The sequence below is a fragment of the Microbulbifer sp. SE14 genome (genome assembly GCF_059834885.1).
The window spans coordinates 39,928-57,331 of record NZ_JCBAJA010000031.1; the positions used below are offsets into that span (position 1 = coordinate 39,928).

14 protein-coding genes are annotated in these 17,404 nt (G+C 60.8%); 8 read left to right on the forward strand and 6 right to left on the reverse strand.

The genetic code is table 11. The annotated features are described in order from the left end of the window. Nucleotide 1: 1 nt before the first annotated feature. The 3 genes from polX to AC6R19_RS18625 form a co-directional block, all read right to left on the reverse strand. Nucleotides 2–1,720 (reverse strand): DNA polymerase/3'-5' exonuclease PolX, encoded by a 1,719-nt coding sequence (gene polX, locus AC6R19_RS18615; RefSeq protein WP_500581356.1) that lies wholly within the window; start codon nt 1,718–1,720, stop codon nt 2–4. A 183-nt stretch (nt 1,721–1,903) separates the two neighbouring features. After that, entirely contained in the window at nt 1,904–3,967 is a 2,064-nt protein-coding gene (gene ligA / locus AC6R19_RS18620; RefSeq protein WP_500581357.1) for an NAD-dependent DNA ligase LigA, read from the reverse strand. 213 nt (nt 3,968–4,180) lie between these two features. Further along, the gene (locus AC6R19_RS18625; protein ID WP_500581358.1) at nt 4,181–5,179 is read right to left on the reverse strand and encodes a tRNA dihydrouridine synthase; all 999 of its coding nucleotides are present in this window, start codon (nt 5,177–5,179) and stop codon (nt 4,181–4,183) included. 413 nt (nt 5,180–5,592) lie between these two features. On the opposite strand from AC6R19_RS18625, the gene AC6R19_RS18630 reads away from it, so the two are divergent. The 3 genes from AC6R19_RS18630 to AC6R19_RS18640 are packed head-to-tail and all read left to right on the forward strand — an operon-like array spanning nt 5,593 to nt 9,001. Then, nucleotides 5,593–5,826 (forward strand): OadG family protein, encoded by a 234-nt coding sequence (locus tag AC6R19_RS18630; RefSeq protein ID WP_500581359.1) that lies wholly within the window; start codon nt 5,593–5,595, stop codon nt 5,824–5,826. Nucleotides 5,827–5,880: 54 nt separating this feature from the next. After that, entirely contained in the window at nt 5,881–7,668 is a 1,788-nt protein-coding gene (gene oadA, locus AC6R19_RS18635; protein ID WP_500581360.1) for a sodium-extruding oxaloacetate decarboxylase subunit alpha, read from the forward strand. 19 nt (nt 7,669–7,687) lie between these two features. After that, nucleotides 7,688–9,001, forward strand: coding sequence for a sodium ion-translocating decarboxylase subunit beta (locus AC6R19_RS18640; RefSeq protein WP_500581361.1), 1,314 nt, complete (start codon nt 7,688–7,690; stop codon nt 8,999–9,001). Between the two features lie 149 nt (nt 9,002–9,150). Here AC6R19_RS18640 and AC6R19_RS18645 read toward each other — a convergent pair whose 3' ends face one another. The 3 genes from AC6R19_RS18645 to AC6R19_RS18655 all read right to left on the reverse strand — a co-directional run bounded on the left by AC6R19_RS18645 (nt 9,151) and on the right by AC6R19_RS18655 (nt 12,436). Continuing rightward, nucleotides 9,151–11,151 carry an NHL repeat-containing protein gene (locus AC6R19_RS18645; protein WP_500581362.1) on the reverse strand — a complete coding sequence of 667 codons (2,001 nt, stop codon included), beginning with the start codon at nt 11,149–11,151 and terminating at the stop codon, nt 9,151–9,153. Nucleotides 11,152–11,831: 680 nt separating this feature from the next. After that, a complete protein-coding gene (locus AC6R19_RS18650) occupies nt 11,832–12,131 on the reverse strand; it encodes a hypothetical protein (protein ID WP_500581363.1) in 300 nt (99 codons plus the stop codon). Further along, nucleotides 12,128–12,436: a hypothetical protein gene (locus AC6R19_RS18655; protein WP_500581364.1), complete on the reverse strand. Its 309-nt coding sequence runs from the start codon at nt 12,434–12,436 to the stop codon at nt 12,128–12,130. The genes AC6R19_RS18650 and AC6R19_RS18655 overlap by 4 nt, the downstream gene beginning before the upstream one ends. Nucleotides 12,437–12,797: 361 nt before the next feature. On the opposite strand from AC6R19_RS18655, the gene djlA reads away from it, so the two are divergent. The 5 genes from djlA (at nt 12,798) to AC6R19_RS18680 (ending at nt 17,125) form a co-directional block, all read left to right on the forward strand. Beyond that, nucleotides 12,798–13,580 carry a co-chaperone DjlA gene (gene djlA / locus AC6R19_RS18660; RefSeq protein WP_500581365.1) on the forward strand — a complete coding sequence of 261 codons (783 nt, stop codon included), beginning with the start codon at nt 12,798–12,800 and terminating at the stop codon, nt 13,578–13,580. 33 nt (nt 13,581–13,613) lie between these two features. Continuing rightward, complete coding sequence (locus AC6R19_RS18665; protein ID WP_500581366.1) at nt 13,614–13,919, forward strand: BolA family protein; 306 nt, start codon at nt 13,614–13,616, stop codon at nt 13,917–13,919. Between the two features lie 327 nt (nt 13,920–14,246). Beyond that, entirely contained in the window at nt 14,247–15,047 is an 801-nt protein-coding gene (locus tag AC6R19_RS18670) for an OmpW/AlkL family protein (RefSeq protein ID WP_500581367.1), read from the forward strand. Nucleotides 15,048–15,512: 465 nt separating this feature from the next. After that, complete coding sequence (locus tag AC6R19_RS18675; RefSeq protein ID WP_500581368.1) at nt 15,513–16,184, forward strand: OmpW/AlkL family protein; 672 nt, start codon at nt 15,513–15,515, stop codon at nt 16,182–16,184. Between the two features lie 125 nt (nt 16,185–16,309). Next, nucleotides 16,310–17,125, forward strand: coding sequence for an OmpW/AlkL family protein (locus tag AC6R19_RS18680; protein ID WP_500581369.1), 816 nt, complete (start codon nt 16,310–16,312; stop codon nt 17,123–17,125). Nucleotides 17,126–17,404 lie beyond the last annotated feature (279 nt).

Consider the following 17,404-nt stretch of genomic DNA (forward strand, 5'->3'; position numbering starts at 1 on the left):
GCTACCTTTCGAAGAGCTTCAGCAGTTTTTTAAGCGGCAGGCAGTTGATCACGTCGTTCTTCTCCAGCCAGCCGCGGCGCGCCTGGTCCACGCCGCAGCGCATATGCTCCAGGTCAGAGGTACTGTGGGCGTCGGTGGCGATGGATATTTTTACCCCAAGCTCCTTGGCCATCATGCAGCCTTCGTCGGTCAGGTCCAGCCGCTGGGGCTGGGCGTTCAGCTCGACGAAGCAGTCGCTGTCTTTGGCCGCCTCGAGGATTTTTTCCAGGTCCGTGTCGTAGGGGTCCCGCTCGTTGATCAGGCGGCCGCTGGGGTGGGCGAGGATATTGAAATAGGGGTTGTCCATCGCGCGCAGTATCCGCTCCGTCTGCTTCCTGCTCGGCAGGTCGAACTTGTGGTGCACGGCGCAGACGGTGAAATCCAGCTCCTTCAGCACGCTGTCCGGCCAGTCCAGGGAGCCGTCCTCGAGGATGTCCACCTGGCTGGATTTGAGCAGGGTTATATCGTCCAGCTCGTCATTCAGTTTGTCGATCTCCTCGAGCTGCTTCATCAGGCGCTTTTTGTCCAGGCCGTTGGCGACGGACAGATGTTTGGAGTGGTCGGTGATCGCCAGGTATTCGTAACCCAGCCCGGCCGCCGCTTCGGCCATTTCCTTCAGGGTGTTGTGGCCGTCGGTGGCCTTGGTGTGGGCGTGCAGGTTGCCGCGGATGTCGTCCAGTGTGATCAGTTTCGGCAGCTTGCCCTTTTTCGCGGCTTCCAGTTCACCGCGATTTTCCCGCAGTTCCGGCTCTATGTACGGCAGGCCGACCTTGTCGTAGACGGATTTCTCCGTCTTGCCGGCGATGCGCTCGTCGCCCTTGAAAACCCCGTACTCGTTGATCTTGTAACCCTTCTTGACCCCCATTTTACGCACCGCGATATTGTGCGCCTTGGAGCCGGTGAAGTAGTGCAGGGCGGCGCCGAAGCCGACCTGGGGCACCAGCCGCAGGTCCACCTGCATGCCCGAGCGCAGGTAGACGGTGGAGCGGGTTTTGCCCTTGGATACCACTTCCTCCACCTCGTCGTAGTCGGTGAAGTGGTCCATGATCGAGGAGCCCTTCTTGGCGGTGACCAGGATATCCAGGTCGCCGACGGTCTCCATGCGCCGGCGGTAGCTGCCGGCAATCATGATGTCTTTCAGGCCCTCGGCTTTTTTCAGGTATTCGAGCAGTGGTTTGGCGATATCCTCTGCGTCGATCAGCTTGGTGCGCTCCTTTTCCCCGGAGAACTTCTCCACGCGCCTTTTGATTTTCTCTTCGCTCTTGTCGCCGAAACCGGCAACCTCGTGGATCTTGCCGCTCTCCGCCGCCTTTTTCAGGTCGTCGAGGGTCTCGATGCCGAGTTCCAGGTGCAGGGCCCGGACCCGCTTGGGACCCAGGCCCTCGATCTTCATCAGTTCGCTGAGCGCGGGGGGCGTGCGCGCCTCCACTTCCTCCAGCAGCGGCAGCTTGCCCGTTTCCACCAGTTTCTGGATTTTTTCCGCGAGGTCTTTGCCGATATCCGGGAGTTCGGTCAGGTCCACGTCGTCGTCCAGCAGGTCCGACATGGCGCGGGGGTAGCCGCGCACTGTGTTGGCGGCGTTGTGGTAGGCGCGCACGCGAAAAGGGTTGGCGCCCTCGATTTCCAGCAGGTCCGCCAGGCGGTCGAACTTGTCGGCGATTTCACTGTTGTGGACAGGCATGGCAGTGGAACGGGAGTTGCTTTGGGCAGATTCAGTATAGGATCTTGATTGAGGGGCTTCGTTTCGGCTCTGCCGCCGGTGGCCGCCCGGGAAAAAGCCTCATCGGCGAACATTTCCCGGGCGGCCACCGGCGGCAGGGACTTGCATTGTGCCAGCTGTCCCCTTGACTTGGTGCCACTCGGATCAGGACCCGTCCAGCATTTTTTTGAACGCGTCTTCGTCGATGCACTGTACGCCCTGTTTTTCGGCTTCGTCCTTTTTGCTGCCGGGGTTTTCGCCCAGCACCAGGTAATCCGTCTCGCCGCTGACGGAGGCGGTGGCGCGGGCGCCCAAGGCCTCTACCTTTTCCCTGGCCTCGCCGCGGGTGAAGCTTTCCAGTGCGCCGCTGAAGACGAAAGTCTTGCCCCGCAGTGGCTGCTTTTCCCGCTCCGGCATGGATTTCACTTTCACACCGCTTTTGCGCATGCGCTCGAGTACCTTGCGATTGCTCTTGTCGGCAAAGAAGTCCGCCGCCGCCGCGGCTATCTCCGTACCTATGCCGGATATTCTCTCGATCTCCCCCTTGTTTGCCGCCATGACCTTTTCCAGGCTGCGGAATTCATCCGCCAACTGCCCGGCGACACGCCGGCCCACCAGGGGTATGCCGAGGGCGTAGAGGAAGCGGTCCAGGCGCGGCTCCTTTGCGCCCTGGATGGCATCATGGAGTTGCTTGGCGGAGCGCTCGGCAAAGCCATCCAGGGATTCTAGGTCTTCGGCTCCCAGCTCGTAGAGGTCGGCGAGATTCTCGACCAGCTTGCGCCCGACCAGCTGCTCGGCGGCCTTCTCCCCCAGATGATCGATATCCATGGCGTCGCGGGCCGCATAGTGCGTGATACGCCCCCGGAGCTGCGCGGGGCAGGAGAGGCCGGCGGTACACAGGTGATAGGCGCCCTCCTGCACCACTTTCGCGTCACACACCGGACAGCGTTTCGGCATCTCAAACGACTTGCCACGCTTCACTCCCGGTCTTTTGACCCGCTCTTCCACCTCTGGAATCACGTCGCCGGCGCGGATGATGCGCACCCTGTCGCCCACGCGAATATCCTTCCGTTGCGCCTCGCGCTCGTTGTGCAGCGTGGCGCGGCTGACGGTGACGCCGCCCACATCCACCGGCTGCAGCAGCGCCACCGGGGTCAGTATGCCGGTGCGGCCCACCTGCACGACGATGTCCTCCACCAGGGTGGTCTCCTCGCGGGGCTCGAACTTCCACGCCAGCGCCCAGCGCGGATTGCGGTCGCGGCTGCCCAGGGCGTCGCGCAATTCATGGTCGTCGACCTTGATCACGATGCCGTCGATTTCGTAGTCGAGTTCGTCGCGCTCCTCGGCCAGCTTGCCGTGGTAGCGCTCGATATCCTCGAAGGAGGACGCGGATTCGTTCAGTGGACTGGTCTTCAGGCCCCAGTCGTCCAGCCGCTCCAGTGTCTTCTTGTGGCTGGGCGGCATATCTCCATCCATCGCCAGTATCTCGTAGAAAAAGATGCTGAGCGGTTTGCCGGCGGCGCGGCGGGATTCGTACTGGCGCATCAGGCCGGCGGCCGCATTGCGCGGGTTGGCAAAGGGCTCCTCGTCGCGCTCCAGCCGCCGTTTGTTCAGTTGGGTGAATCCCGTCCTGGTCATATAGACCTCGCCGCGCAGGGCCAGGGACTCGGGTGCCGCATCCCGGTCTCGCAGCGACAGGGGCAGGGCGCGGATGGTTTTCAGGTTGTGGGAGATGTCCTCGCCCACTTCGCCGTTGCCTCTGGTAGTGCCGTATTGGAAGCGCCCCTTCTCGTAGACCACTTCCACGGAGAGGCCGTCGAACTTGGGTTCGAGGAAAAAGCGGATGGACCGCCTGCCCGCCTTGTCGCGCGCGCTCTTCAGGAACGAGCGCACGGCATCGGCTTCCAGGGTGGCCTGCAGGCTTTGCAGCGGTGCCCTGTGCTCGACTTTTTTCAGCCGGCTGACCGGTTCGGCGCCGATCCGCTGGGTGGGGGAGTCGTCGGTTTTTATTTCGGGGAAGGCTTCCTCCAGATCCTGCAGGCGCTGGAACAGCTTGTCGTAAACCGCGTCGGAAATTTTTGGCGAGTCTTTTACGTAGTAGAGGTGGTCGTGGTAATTGATGCCCTCGCGGAGCGCGCGGGCCTCCTCGGCGGCCTCTTTTTTATCGAGTTCGTCGAGCTGCCTGAAATCGGTGTCCGGCTTTTTCTTGAAGTCCATATGGATATTCAAGATAGCAGGGGAAATTCCTCGCGAGGTTTGCGGGCGTTCGTCCCAGCGATATTCGTTCGTCATTCCGGCGCAGGCCGGAATCCGGGTGCCACCAGACTGGATACCGGCCTGCGCCGGCATGACGAACAATAAACACTTGAGCTAGAGCAGAATAGCTACGGACGAAACTCTGGGGTTGACTCGCAGGGGCAAATCTTGTGCTCGCCCTGCGGATCAGGCCGCCTCTATTTCCGGCACCTCCACCGCCAATTCCCGCGCAAACTCCGCTTCGATCAACTCCGCCTCCCGCAGCCGCTTGATCCGCTCGAAGAACAACTGTGCCTCCGGGAAGGCGAGCTTCAGGTAGGCCAGCCACTGCTTTATGCGGTTGCCCAGGTATTTGGCCGGGTAGATCTCGCGGGTGGTCAGGTAGTAGTCCCACAACAGTGTCACCACCCGCCGCCAGTCCATCGGTTCATGGCGGCGTCCGTCACAGTGGGCCTTGATCTGCAGTCCCAGGTCCGGTCGCGCAAGCAGGCTGCGGCCGAACATAAAGCGGCTGCAGCCTGTCACCTCGCGGCAGCGGCGGAAGTCGTCCAGCGTCCAGATATCGCCGTTGGCGATCACCGGGATCGACAGCTGCTGCCGTATCTCGCCAATGTATTCCCAGTAGGCCGGCGGCCGGTAGCCGTCCACCTTGGAACGGGCGTGCACCGCCAGTTCACTGGCGCCGCCGGCCTCGGCGGCGCGGGCATTGTCCATATAGCCGGACCTGTCCGAATAGCCGAGGCGGATCTTGGCGGTTACCGGAATACTCTCCGGGACGGCCCGGCGCACGGCGCCGACGATGGCCTCCACCCGCTGCGGGCTCTGCAGCAGGCAGGCGCCGCCGTCGCTGTTGTTGACCGACTTGGCCGGGCAGCCGAAGTTCAGGTCTATGGCCCGCGCGCCCACCTCCACCGCCCGTGCGGCGTTGTGGGCCATGGCCTCCGGGTTGCCACCCAGCAGCTGTAGGCGCACCGGGGTGCCAGTGGCGGTGGCGGCGCCGGATTCCAGCTCCGGGCACAGGCGGGTGAAGACCCGGCGCGGCAGCCGGGTGTGGGTGACGCGCACAAACTCGGTGACACAGACGTCCACGCCGCCGTTGGCGGACAGCAGGGCGCGCACATGGTGGTCGATCACCCCCTCCATCGGGGCCTGGTAGATGGTTAACGAATCTGTCTCCGCGGTCATAACTCTGTATCGGGTCCGGAAAGGGCGCGTATTCTAACAGCTTGTGGCGGGTCTGGTGTGAAAGTGAACAGCTGGAACCGGGAGGGGGCCAACGGTGGGAAAGGGGGTTTTTGGTCACTCTTTAATGGCGTCGATTACTGCTTCATTTATAGGTTGTTCGTTGCGGCTGAAACTAATAAGTGTTTGATTTTAAAAGGAAGTTGTATTGATAATAGCGCCCGCTATGGCGCATATGGTTGTCATAAAATCTGTTAGGGAAGCTGGTCGAAACGGATATTGCCTCTGCGGGCCGCAGATGGGTAGGAAGCCATATCGCATAAATAAATCCGCACTAATGAGCGGATATATTGCGGGCGCAAATAAAACCGTTCAGGATGGCCGGTTTTATCGCCTGATTGGAATAGGGGAATAACGTGCAAGACACGCTTTTACAACAGGGGCTGGACATCACGCTGTTCGGCATGGGGATTGTCTTTTCATTCCTGCTACTGCTGGTGATCGGCACCGGCATCATGTCCCGCATCATTACCCGCAATTTTCCCGAGGCGGAGCCGGCGGCTCCCACACCCGGCAGTGCAGCCGGTGACGACGCGCGCCTGCGCGCGATCATCAAGGCGGCCATAGACCAGCATCGCAAGAGACGCTGACCACAAAAAAAACTGCTGAACCACTTCCCGTAAATTCGCCGAGAGAGACGACCCATGACTGAGGTTAAGAAGCCACTGGGCATAACCGATGTAGTCCTGCGCGACGCGCACCAGTCACTGTTTGCCACCCGCATGCGACTGGACGATATGCTGCCGATTGCGGAAAAGCTCGACAAAGTCGGATTCTGGTCACTGGAATCCTGGGGCGGTGCCACCTTCGATGCCTGCATCCGCTATCTCGGAGAGGACCCCTGGGAGCGCATCCGCGAGCTGAAAAAGGCCATGCCCAACACGCCGCAGCAGATGCTGTTCCGCGGCCAGAATATTCTCGGTTACCGCCACTACGCCGACGACGTGGTGGAAAAATTCGTCGAGCGCGCGGCGGAGAACGGCGTGGACGTCTTCCGCGTGTTCGACGCCATGAACGATATGCGCAACCTGCAGACGGCGCTCAAGGCGGTGAAGAAGCAGGGCAAGCACGCCCAGGGCACCATCTCCTATACCGTCAGCCCGGTGCACACCATGGACCTGTGGGTAGACCTGGGCCGCCAGTTGGAGGACATGGGGGCCGATTCCATCGCCATCAAGGATATGGCCGGCCTGCTGCGCCCCTACGAGGGTTACGAACTGGTCAAGCGCCTGAAAGCGGCGGTGGATATCCCCATCCACATGCAGTGCCACGCCACCACCGGCCTCTCCACCGCCACCGCGCTGAAATGTATCGAGGCGGGCATCGACAATGTGGACACCGCCATCTCCTCCATGTCCATGACCTACGGCCACAGCCCCACCGAGGCGCTGGTGGCGATTCTCGAGGGCACCGATCGCGACACCGGCCTGGATATCAATCTGCTGGAAGAGATTGCGGCCTACTTCCGCGAGGTGCGCAAGAAGTACGCCAAATTCGAGGGCTCGCTGCGCGGCGTCGACTCGCGCATCCTGGTGGCCCAGGTGCCCGGTGGCATGCTGACCAATATGGAAAACCAGCTGCGCGAACAGGGCGCCGGCGACAAGCTGGACCAAGTGCTGGAGGAAATCCCCCGCGTGCGCGAGGACCTGGGCTTTATCCCGCTGGTGACCCCCACTTCGCAGATCGTCGGCACCCAGGCGGTGCTGAACGTGCTCACCGGCGAGCGCTACAAGTCCATCTCCAGGGAGACCGCCGCGGTGCTGAAGGGCGAGTACGGCGCGACCCCGGCAGAGGTGAACAGGGAGCTGCAGGAGCGCGTGCTGGAAGGCGCCGAGCCGGTCACCTGCCGCCCGGCGGACCTGCTGGAGCCGGAACTGGACAAACTGACCGCGGAGCTGAAGCAGAAAGCCGGTGAAGAGAATGTCGTGCTGGCCGGCGGCGAGCGCGAGATGGACGACGTGCTCACCTACGCGCTCTTCCCGCAGATAGGCCTCAAGTTCCTGAAGAACCGCGGCAACCCGGATGCCTTCGAGCCGGTGCCTACCGGCAACGAGGGCAGCGCGGTCAAGAACGAGCAGGGCGAGGAAGTCTACACGGTGACCGTCGAGGGCCAGAAATACACCGTGACCGTCGCCGACGGCGGCGACCTGACCGGTGTTGTGCCGGTTTCCGGCGGTGCCGCGGCGCCGGCCGCGAGCTCTTCACCGGCCGCCAGTGGCGGCGAGCCGGTCAAGGCGCCGCTGGCCGGCAATATCTTCAAGGTGATGGTCAAGCCCGGCGATCGGGTGGCCGAGGGCCAGACCATCATCGTGCTGGAAGCCATGAAAATGGAAACCGCCATCAGCGCGCCCCGCGCCGGCAGCGTCACCAGCGTGGCGATCAAGGAGGGCGATTCCGTGGCGGTGGGCGATGCCCTGCTGTCAATCGCGTAACGCAGGATAGGAGTCGCACGTGGATAATCTACTGAATCTTTGGTTGTCGTCCGGCGCCTACCAGATGTCGTCGGGTCAGTTCGTGATGATCCTGATCGGCCTGGTGCTGCTGTTCCTGGCCATTCGCAAGAACTTCGAGCCTCTGCTGCTGGTGCCTATCGGCTTCGGGGGCCTCCTCGCCAATATTCCCGGAGCCGACCTGGCGCTGTCGGCGGCGGAGACTGCACTGGTCTCCGGCGATGCCGGGGTGCTGGCGCAGATGGCCCGGATCCTCGGGGTCGAAAGTACGAGTGACCTCTATGCGCTGAAGGAGGCCCTGGCCAATGCGCCGGCGGCGATCAAGGCGCAGGCCACACAGCAGGCCCTGGATGCCGGCTTCAGCAACGGCATGCTGTACAACTTCTACAACGTTGCCATCGCCTCCGGTGTTGCACCGCTGGTGATCTTTATGGGCGTCGGCGCCATGACTGACTTCGGTCCGCTGCTGGCCAATCCCCGCACCCTGTTCCTGGGCGCCGCGGCGCAGTTCGGCATCTTCGCCACGGTACTTGGCGCCGTCGGTCTGTCGGTGGCCGGCATCATGGATTTCTCCATCGCCGACGCCGCCGCCATCGGTATCATCGGCGGCGCCGACGGCCCCACGGCCATCTACGTCTCCAGCCTGCTGGCCCCGGACCTGCTCGGTGCCATCGCGGTGGCGGCCTATTCCTATATGGCCCTGGTGCCCCTGATCCAGCCGCCGATCATGCGCGCGCTGACCACCGAGCAGGAGCGCAAGATCGAGATGGTGCAGCTGCGCCACGTCAGCAAGCGCGAGAAGATCACCTTCCCGCTGCTGCTGCTGATCCTGGTGGCGCTCTTCCTGCCGGACGCGGCGCCGCTGCTGGGCATGTTCTGCTTTGGCAACCTGATGCGCGAGTGCGGTGTGGTGTCGCGCCTGTCGGATACCGCGCAGAACGCGCTGATCAATATCACCACCATCTTCCTCGGCCTGTCCGTGGGCTCGAAACTGGCTGCGGACAAGTTCCTGGATCCGAAGACCCTCGGCATCCTGGCCCTGGGTATCATCGCCTTTGCCATCGGTACCGCCGCCGGTGTGTTGATGGCCAAGCTGCTGAACCTGGTGAGTAAAAACAAGATCAACCCGCTGATCGGTTCCGCTGGCGTCTCCGCGGTGCCCATGGCGGCGCGGGTGTCGAACAAGATCGGCCTCGAGAGCAACCCGCACAACTTCCTGCTGATGCACGCGATGGGCCCCAACGTGGCCGGTGTGATCGGCTCGGCGGTGGCGGCCGGTGTGATGATCACCATGGTACGGGGCATAACCGGTTGATGGATTCAAGCGGGTTCCGGTCTGACGAATTGAGCACTTGGTCGGGGTCGCGGGCGAACACGAGGTTCGCCCCTACAGGACAGCTTTCTCGTCATACCGGCCTGTGCCGGTATGACGAGTGAACAAATACTTGACTTGAAACAAAATATCTAAAGATTCGGGTGCTGTGATTTGTGGAAAGACCGTGGCGGACCTATCAGCGGTGTCTTTACCGGTGCTGCGGCGCCGGGGACAATCACGATGGAGTTCTCCCCCGGGTTGATGTCGTAGAGCAGGGGGCCGGGCTTTTTCCAGTTGTTCATCAGCCAGATATTGCCCGAGGGGTCTATGCCGCCGCCGGTAACCCGCTCCAGGGCGTCGCTGGTGTAGCCGGTTTGTGGTGAAATGGGATCGCCCATGCCCAGCCCCTGCGGGCATTTGCCGGAGCCGCAAAAGTGGGAGATGCCGGTATCGTCCCACTCGGTATCGTCGGTGACGTCTTCTAGCGGCGTGCGGCCGAAGTTGAATACCCAGAGCGAATCGTTGCCGTCGATCGCACTGCCCCATGGGAGGGTGAGCCCGCCCTTGTTGGTAATCTGCGTGGGTGCTCCTCCGTCTGCCGGGTAAAGCACAATCGACGGCTGGTTGCCATCCTGGGGGTCGAAGGGATCGGCACAGGGCAGTTTCACCGCATCGGAGCTGGACACCCACATGTTGCCCTTGCTGTCCCCGGAAATGCCGATCAGCCAGGAGAGATTGACCGTGGAGGAGTCCACTACCTCCACGCTGCCATCTTCCGAAACGATGTAGACCTCCGCGGACTGGTTGCCGGTTACCCAGGCGCGCCCATCGGGGGCTATGGCGATGGCAAAAGGCTTCAAGTTCGGTGTGTCGCCGGTGGTCGCGCCGGGCAGGGCAATGTTCTGCGCGTGCAGCGGATTGCCCTCGGGAATCAGGGTAATGGTATCGTTGCCGCAGTTGGCCACCCAGATATTACCTTTCCTGTCCGATACCGTGCCCTGGGGCCACCAGATATTGCCGCGGGTGAAACCGCTGGGCGGTGATAGCGGAATACCGCTGGGATGGAACAGCGAGATGCTGTTGTGGGTGGCGGGGATTTTCTTTGCCGGGTCCGGGGGCACGGTGCCGTCCGCGCAGGCGGGCGCCTCGAAACCGAAGTTGCTTACCCAGATATGGCCGCGGGGATCGAGAGTGACACCGAAACCCGCACCACTGAGGCCGCCGCCAAAGTAGGGCGAGCCCGGGAACTTTGCTCCCCAGGGCTGGAATTTCAACAGCCGCAGTCCGGTACAGGCGAAATCCTCGGGTGCCTCGGGCTCGTAATTGTCGACCACCCAGGCGAAACCACGCTCGTCGATGGCGATATTGCCGGGGCCGTTCATCAGGTTGGAGCTGTCCTGTTTACTGTAGAAGCCGCCGGTGAATTTGAGAAACAGTAGCCAGTTGGTGGGCCTGTCGGTGAGCGCCGGCTGGTAGATCGGCGATACCAGTGAAAGCTGGAACAGCGGATCGTTCGCGTTTGACGGGTAGTTCGGGTAAGCGGGCGACTTGGCGATATTGGCTATGGCCTGCAGCACCGTTTTCGGCGCGGGCTCACCGGCGAGGGTCGTGGCCGCAAAGAGCTTGTGGCAGTTGTTGCTGTCGGAGACACAGCCGGCGACCACATTGGTCAGCGAATTGAAGGTGGGGTAGGTCGACGTCTTCATGCCGTTCGGCGTGCGCGCCAGTATCTCGCCCACTTGCCCGGTTTTCGGGTTGGCCATATTTTCGGCCATTTTCACCGCGTTGCGCATGCCATAGGTATTGCCGCGGATCTTGCGTCCTTTTATAAACTGCGCGAACGCCATGCCGGTGGCGATGGTGGTGCGCTCATTGACAATCACTTTTTTCGGAATTTTGGTGCCTGCGCCTACCGCGCTGGCGAGCATTGCCGGGCGCTTCTCGGCAATGACGAAGTACACCGGCTTGAGCCATGGGGGAAGATTGCCCGGCAACCGGTAGCGGATTTCAAATTCACCGGCGGCGTTGGTAATCGCGGTGCCGACGATATGGTCGAAGGACGGAGTTCCGGCATAGCTGACACGCAGCGAAACCCTGTATCCGCGCAACACACCACCATTGCCTTCCACCGTGCCGCGCAGTGTTTCCACCTGCGGTAGCCAGCCAATATGCTTTCCCGCAGCAAATGGCGAGTCCGTATCGATACTCTCCCCACCACTGGCGCGCCATGCGTCACTTGCCTGGGCTGTCGGGAAAACACCCGTCAGGAACACCACTAGCGTAAGCGTAATGGAGAAGGCTGTGACACTGATGCGAAGGAGGGGGGGGGAAAGGGAAACCTTCATGAACGTCACTTCCTTACAACTCAGTTCACGATAAGATGGGCGAAGAAGAAACTCCATTTCAAAAAAGTATGGTACAGGGACAGGCGTTAAACCAGCCGCGCTTTGAGGCAGTGTGTGGCGGCAGGCTTGTGGGCGAACACAAGGTTCGCCCCTACTGGTCAGCTTTCTCGTCATTCCGGCACAGGCCGGAATCTAGGTACCCCGAAACTGGATACCGGCCTGCGCCGGTATGACGAGCCAGTGAAGGCCTGACTTGAAACAGAGTATCTACAGATTAGGGTTCAGTGTTTTTCCGGGGGGGGCAGAGTTAGAAGGGCATCGAATGCATCCGCTACCATCGCCACCCGGGTACCGAAGGATTTGTGGAAGGCGATGCCCCGGCCGCGATTCTCCCCGGCGGATTCCCCCCAGCCGGATTTGTCCGCGAGCAGCTGCAGTACCGCCCTGTCCCGCGCCTCGGGTGAGCGGCTCCATCGGCGTGCGCGTCAGGTAGGGGAGGTGAATTCCGCGGTCAGCTTCTTTGCCGCCACAGGCAGCGTCTTGTCGGCATAGCCGCGTTTGGCGGTGACCAGGCCCTCGCCTTGGGCCTGCTCGCGATAGTCGGCAAAAATCGGCTCGCTGGAGTGGGTCTCGGCGCCGCTCTCGTCCCATTCCACTTTCAAGGCATCGCGACCTCGCAGTGCACTCCAGCTGTCCTTGGCCAGCGCGGCGACACCGGAGGGAATCTGCATCACCTGTTCGGCACCGGGGATCTTCTCTGCATCCGCGGCCTCGAAACGCTTCACCCCGGCGCCGAACAGGGGAGGGTGGGCACGGCGGCGTTGAGCATACCGGGGCGTTTGATGTCCATCGCGAAGATGGCTTTACCGTCGGTCCTGTCCCCGGAGTCGAGCCGTGGCAACCGCTTGCCGATCAGTTTCCAGTCGGCGGGATCCTTCAGTGTCGGGTCCTGTGGCGCCTCCAGCTCTTCCGCCAGCAGGGTTGCCACACCGGTGGTGACGCCCTGGCCCATCTCGAGGTACTTGCTGACGATGGTGATGATGTTGTCACTATCGATCTTCAGGAAGAGGTTCGGTGCCGGTGTCTCCATACCTTGTGTTTGGCCCTGCGCAAGTGCTCGGCGACCGAAAGGCACGTAGAAGCCGATTTCGAAGACGGTGGATACCGCGGCTTTGAGAAACGGCGCCGGGACAGGGACACGTCCAGTTGTCTGCTCATTGGCCACCTCCGATTCCCTGTGCACGTGGAGAGTGGAAGAATGCAGCAAGCATAAACCCGCACCGGGGCGGGTGACGGCGGCGGGGGCAAGTGCAGTCTCGCGCCGGAATCTGCGCGAATGACCGCGAAGTCGTTGCAATTCCATGGGGTGGCAGTGTGCGTGGTATCCACATGATATGATAGGCGCGTTTTTTGTCTTGATGGGGCGCAAGCAGGCGCTCGGAGGAATCGTTATGTCCTGGTTGGGCGCGGGAATTGGGGCCGGTATCGGCCTGATGTTTGGTGGCCCCATAGGCGCGGCGCTGGGCGCCTGGATCGGCAGTTCTTTTGGCGGGGGCCTGCAGCGCGTCGGCGCCGCGGCGGCGGGCCTGAACCGCGAGGGGGCGCAGACGGTCTTTATCGTCACCCTGTTTTCCATGCTGGCGAAGATGGCCAAGGCGGACGGGCAGGTCTCCAGGGCGGAGGTCCAGCTGATCGAAGACTTCATGCGGAACAACCTGCGCCTCAGTGCCGAGGATCGCTCCCAGGCGATCAAGATTTTCCGCAACGCCAAGACCGATGCCTACAGCATCTATGACTATGCGCAGCAGTACCGGCAGCTGGTGCACAACCAGGCGATGCGCGAAATGGTCTACCGCCTGCTGTTTGCCGTGGCCTATGCGGATGGCGAAATGCACGCGGCGGAGGAGGAGATACTGCGCCGCATTCCTGCCGACCTGGGTTTGCACGAATCCATCTTCGCCGCGATGCAGAGCGAATTCGGGCACCGCGCGCCGGCGTCGGCGCAGAGCCTGCAACAGCACTACGATGTGCTGGGCTGCTCCCCCGAAACCAGTGACCGCGACCTGAAGCTCGCCTATCGGCGCAAAGCGGCCGAGTTCCACCCGGACAAGATCGCCGCCAAGGGCTTGCCGGAGGAGTTTATGCGCTATGCGGAAGACCAGATGAAGAGCGTTACCGTGGCCTACGAGACTATTATCGAGGCGCGCAAGCGCAAGGCGAGTATCGCTTCCTGAACGGAAAAGTAAACTGACTATTCGAGGTGCCCGATGAGCCTGGCAAGAAAAATCGAGGAGAAACTCACGGAGGCCTTCGCGCCGCAGCATATCGAGGTGCAGTGCGAGAGTCATATGCACAATGTGCCGCCCGGCTCGGAAATGCATTTTCGCGTGGTGCTGGTCAGCGATGCCTTCACACCGCTGCGCAAGGTGCAGCGCCACCAGAAGGTGTACGCGGTGCTGGCCGAGGAGATGGCCGGGCCGGTGCACGCACTGGCACTGCACACCTTCAGCCCCGAGGAGTGGGAGGGGGAGGCGCCGCAGAGCCCAGAGTGCCTTGGCGGCGGCAAAAAATAACGCGTTTTTCACGCGGCTTTTGTGCCTCTATCCCTCCTTATCTACCGCCGGTTCGCAGTTCGGTCGTCGGGCTGCGCCGGCGTATAACATCATTTCCTGACCGGTTTTCCTCACTCGGCAAGTGTGCGAGACGCCTCCATACCCCTGCCGCGGGTGGAGTTATTTCCTGCCAAAAAAATAACTGGCGCGCCTAAATCGCAGTAGTGTTCTTTTTTGGCGCCAATAATTGGTGTTTTTTTCTACAGCTGTGTTTTCACGCGACTAGACTGACCATTGATTGGGCTGATTGCTGTTTTAATCTGCTGAAAATCAATGGAGTTACCTCAGATGAAGATGATGCGTATCCTGACCCCGGTTCTGGCGCCCCTGGCACTGGCGGTCTCCACCAATGCATTGGCAGGGCCTTCTGGATATGTTCCCGCCCCGCCTCCTCCCGAAACCCAGGAGTTTATCGTCCGAATCGGTGCGTCTTATATAAACGCGAATTCGGACCAGATGACTTTTATCGATGAATCTTTCCTGTTCTTCGACGGCTTCCGGGCAACCATGGATCCGGATGACGAATGGGGCTGGAATATCAGCGGTGTCTGGAAGCCCCACGATCATTTCGGATTCGAGTTGATGTATGTCGACGGCGATGACCATGTCGGAGGCGACAGCAAGGGATTCTTCTCGATTTCCGGAATAGAGGGCACCGAGATTCGGAACCTCGGTAAATTCGAGGCAGACATGAGCTTCGCGTTTGCCAACTGGTATCCGCTGGATCCGTCCTGCATGTTCCAGCCGTATGTCGGTGTCGGCCTCAACTATACGGATTTCAGTGGCGAGAGCTTCCGGAGCCTTGTGCGCCAGGATCTCGATGATCTCGGTCTGACCGCGGACATGACCATGGGACATTCCTGGGGATATGCATGGCAGATCGGCGCCGACTTGAATTTCGGCCACGACAGCGCCTGGCTGGTGAATGTGGCAGCGATCTATGTGGATTCGGAAACTGATCTGGGATTCGATGTCCGGCAAGAGCCTTCAGTAGAGCCGGATCCTAACTTTCCCATAATCGTTTCCGGCGACTATCTCTACAACCCGTGGGTTTTCAACCTGTCCGTTGGCTACAGGTTTGACTTCTGACTCCTGCAACAGGAACACTATCGAGGGCGCTTCGGCGCCCTTTTTAGTTTGTGCGAAAATTTTGGTGAGGTTTTTTGGGTGGCGCAATTTTCTTCATTTTCTTCCGGCAGCCTGCTTTGGCCAGGTTGTAGCATTTCAGTTGATGAAATATGCGCCAGGCAGGCGCCGCAAAAAATTGCGCGCCAACTTTACACGAAAGTTCCAATTGCCTGCCGAAATGCCGGATATTTTTTCTACAAAGATCTATCTCGCGTCTAGTCTGAAAGTGATTGGGTTGATTGTTGTCCAAATTACCGAGAATCAACGGAGTTACCAACGATGAAGATGACGCCAATCCTGACAGCTGTGGCAATTGCAGTTTCGACCACTGTGGGATCGCAACAGGCGCTGGCTGGACCTTCGGGCTATGCCCCGCCGGTTTCTGCTCCGCCCCCTGTCTGGGGGGCCGGAACCACAGGGGTACGCGTGGGCGCTGCCTATGTGAGCCCGGACGATGACGACCTGAATTTCCGCCACTTCGAGACGTTCGACGACGACAGGTTCAGTGCTCGGCTGGAGGCCGACGAGGAGTGGACCTGGCAGATCAGCGGTTTCTGGATTCCGGTGGAGCACTGGGGCCTGGAGGTGAACTATATCGATGGTACCGAGGCGGACACGGATTTGAGATTGAGGGATGAGTTTTTCATCGGCCCCGATATCGTGGTCGACGAAACCGTTCGCCTGCGCGACATTGGCGAATTCGAAGCCAATATGAGCAACCTGTTCGTGAACTGGTATCCGATGGATCCCAACTGCCTCGGCCAGGTGTACCTCGGTCTGGGAGTCAACTACACCGATTTCGACGGAGCTCATTTCCGCCGGGGACTGTTTGACAGCCCGGACTTCGACGATGTGGATGGCCGCCTGGAGCTGGGCCACTCTTGGGGCGTTGCCGCCCAGGTGGGTGTGGACTGGGTGTTCGGCCGGCACAGCAACTGGCTGGCAAACGCCGCACTGATGTATATCGATTCAGATACTGATGTCACTTTCCGCTTTATCGATCGGAATACTGGCGCCACCATCGACCGCGTCAGGGCCGACTACGACTACAACCCCTGGGTCTTCAATCTCGGCCTGGGATACAAATTCAGCATGTGATTTCACTCGTCAATCAAGGGGCGCTTCGCGCCCCTTTTTCTACAGTCGTGCCTTTCCGTGTCTAGACTGAAGGTGATTGGGCTGATTGTTGTTGAATCAGCCGAATATCAACGGAGTTACCCCTTATGGAAAAGACGCGCATTCTGACACCCCTGGCAGTCGCAGTTTTCGCCACGGTGGGAGCGCAGCAGGCACTGGCCGGTCCGTCCGGCTATGCTCCGCCGGCCCCCTCAGCGCCCCCGGCTGTCTATGAGGCCGGCACCGTGATGCTTCGCATCGGTGCCTCCTATGTCGACCCCGATGACGACACTGGCAAGTGGAGATACGACCGGGACCTGTTCCCGTTCCTCGACGGGCTCAGGTACGAACTGGATAGCGAAACCACCTGGAACTTTACCGCGGGCTTTATGCCAGTGGACCACTTCTCGGTGGAGTTCGGCTACATCGGCGAATCTGAGCACGATCTGGACCTGACCGGCTTGCAGGGGTTCTTTGTCGATGAGTTCGGGGTCACCAGGATTGGTGCAGGAAGCATAGAGCGCCGTACCGGTACCCTGATGGTCAACTGGTTCCCGGTGTGCAAGGAATCCTGGGTACAGCCCTATATCGGTCTCGGCGGTCACTACACGGACTTTGACAATGAGAGCTACCGCCAGATCGCAAATGACTATCTGGCAGAAGTGGCCGGCGCAATCGGGCCGGCCCGGTTGATTGTGGACGACGACTGGGGCTGGGCGGGCCAGATAGGAGTGGACATCATGCTGGGCCGGGACAGCAACTGGCTGGTGAACGCCGCCGTGCAGTACCTGGATTTGGAAGTCCAGACCGACTTGCACTATCCGGTGCCCGGATTCTTCGACCCCGTCGTCATCAATGCGGCGAGAACAGAAATTGAACTCGATTCCTGGGTATACAACCTGGGCATCGGCTACAAGTTCTGATCTTCTCCCGATTGCCAATCGGCAGAGAAAGGCGCTTCGGCGCCTTTTTTGTATGGGCGGTGTTCCCGCTGTGCAAAACGGCTGTCCATGATTTTGTCATTCGGGCCATCCCTGGCCCTCACCCCTTTGGGGCAGCCTTTCGGCTGTGCAAAACGGCTGTCCGTACCGTTTTGTCATTCGGGCCATCCCTGGCCCTCACCCCTTTGGGGCAGCCTTTCGGCTGTGCAAAACGGCTGTCCGTACCGTTTTGTCATTCGGGCCATCCCTGGCCCTCACCCC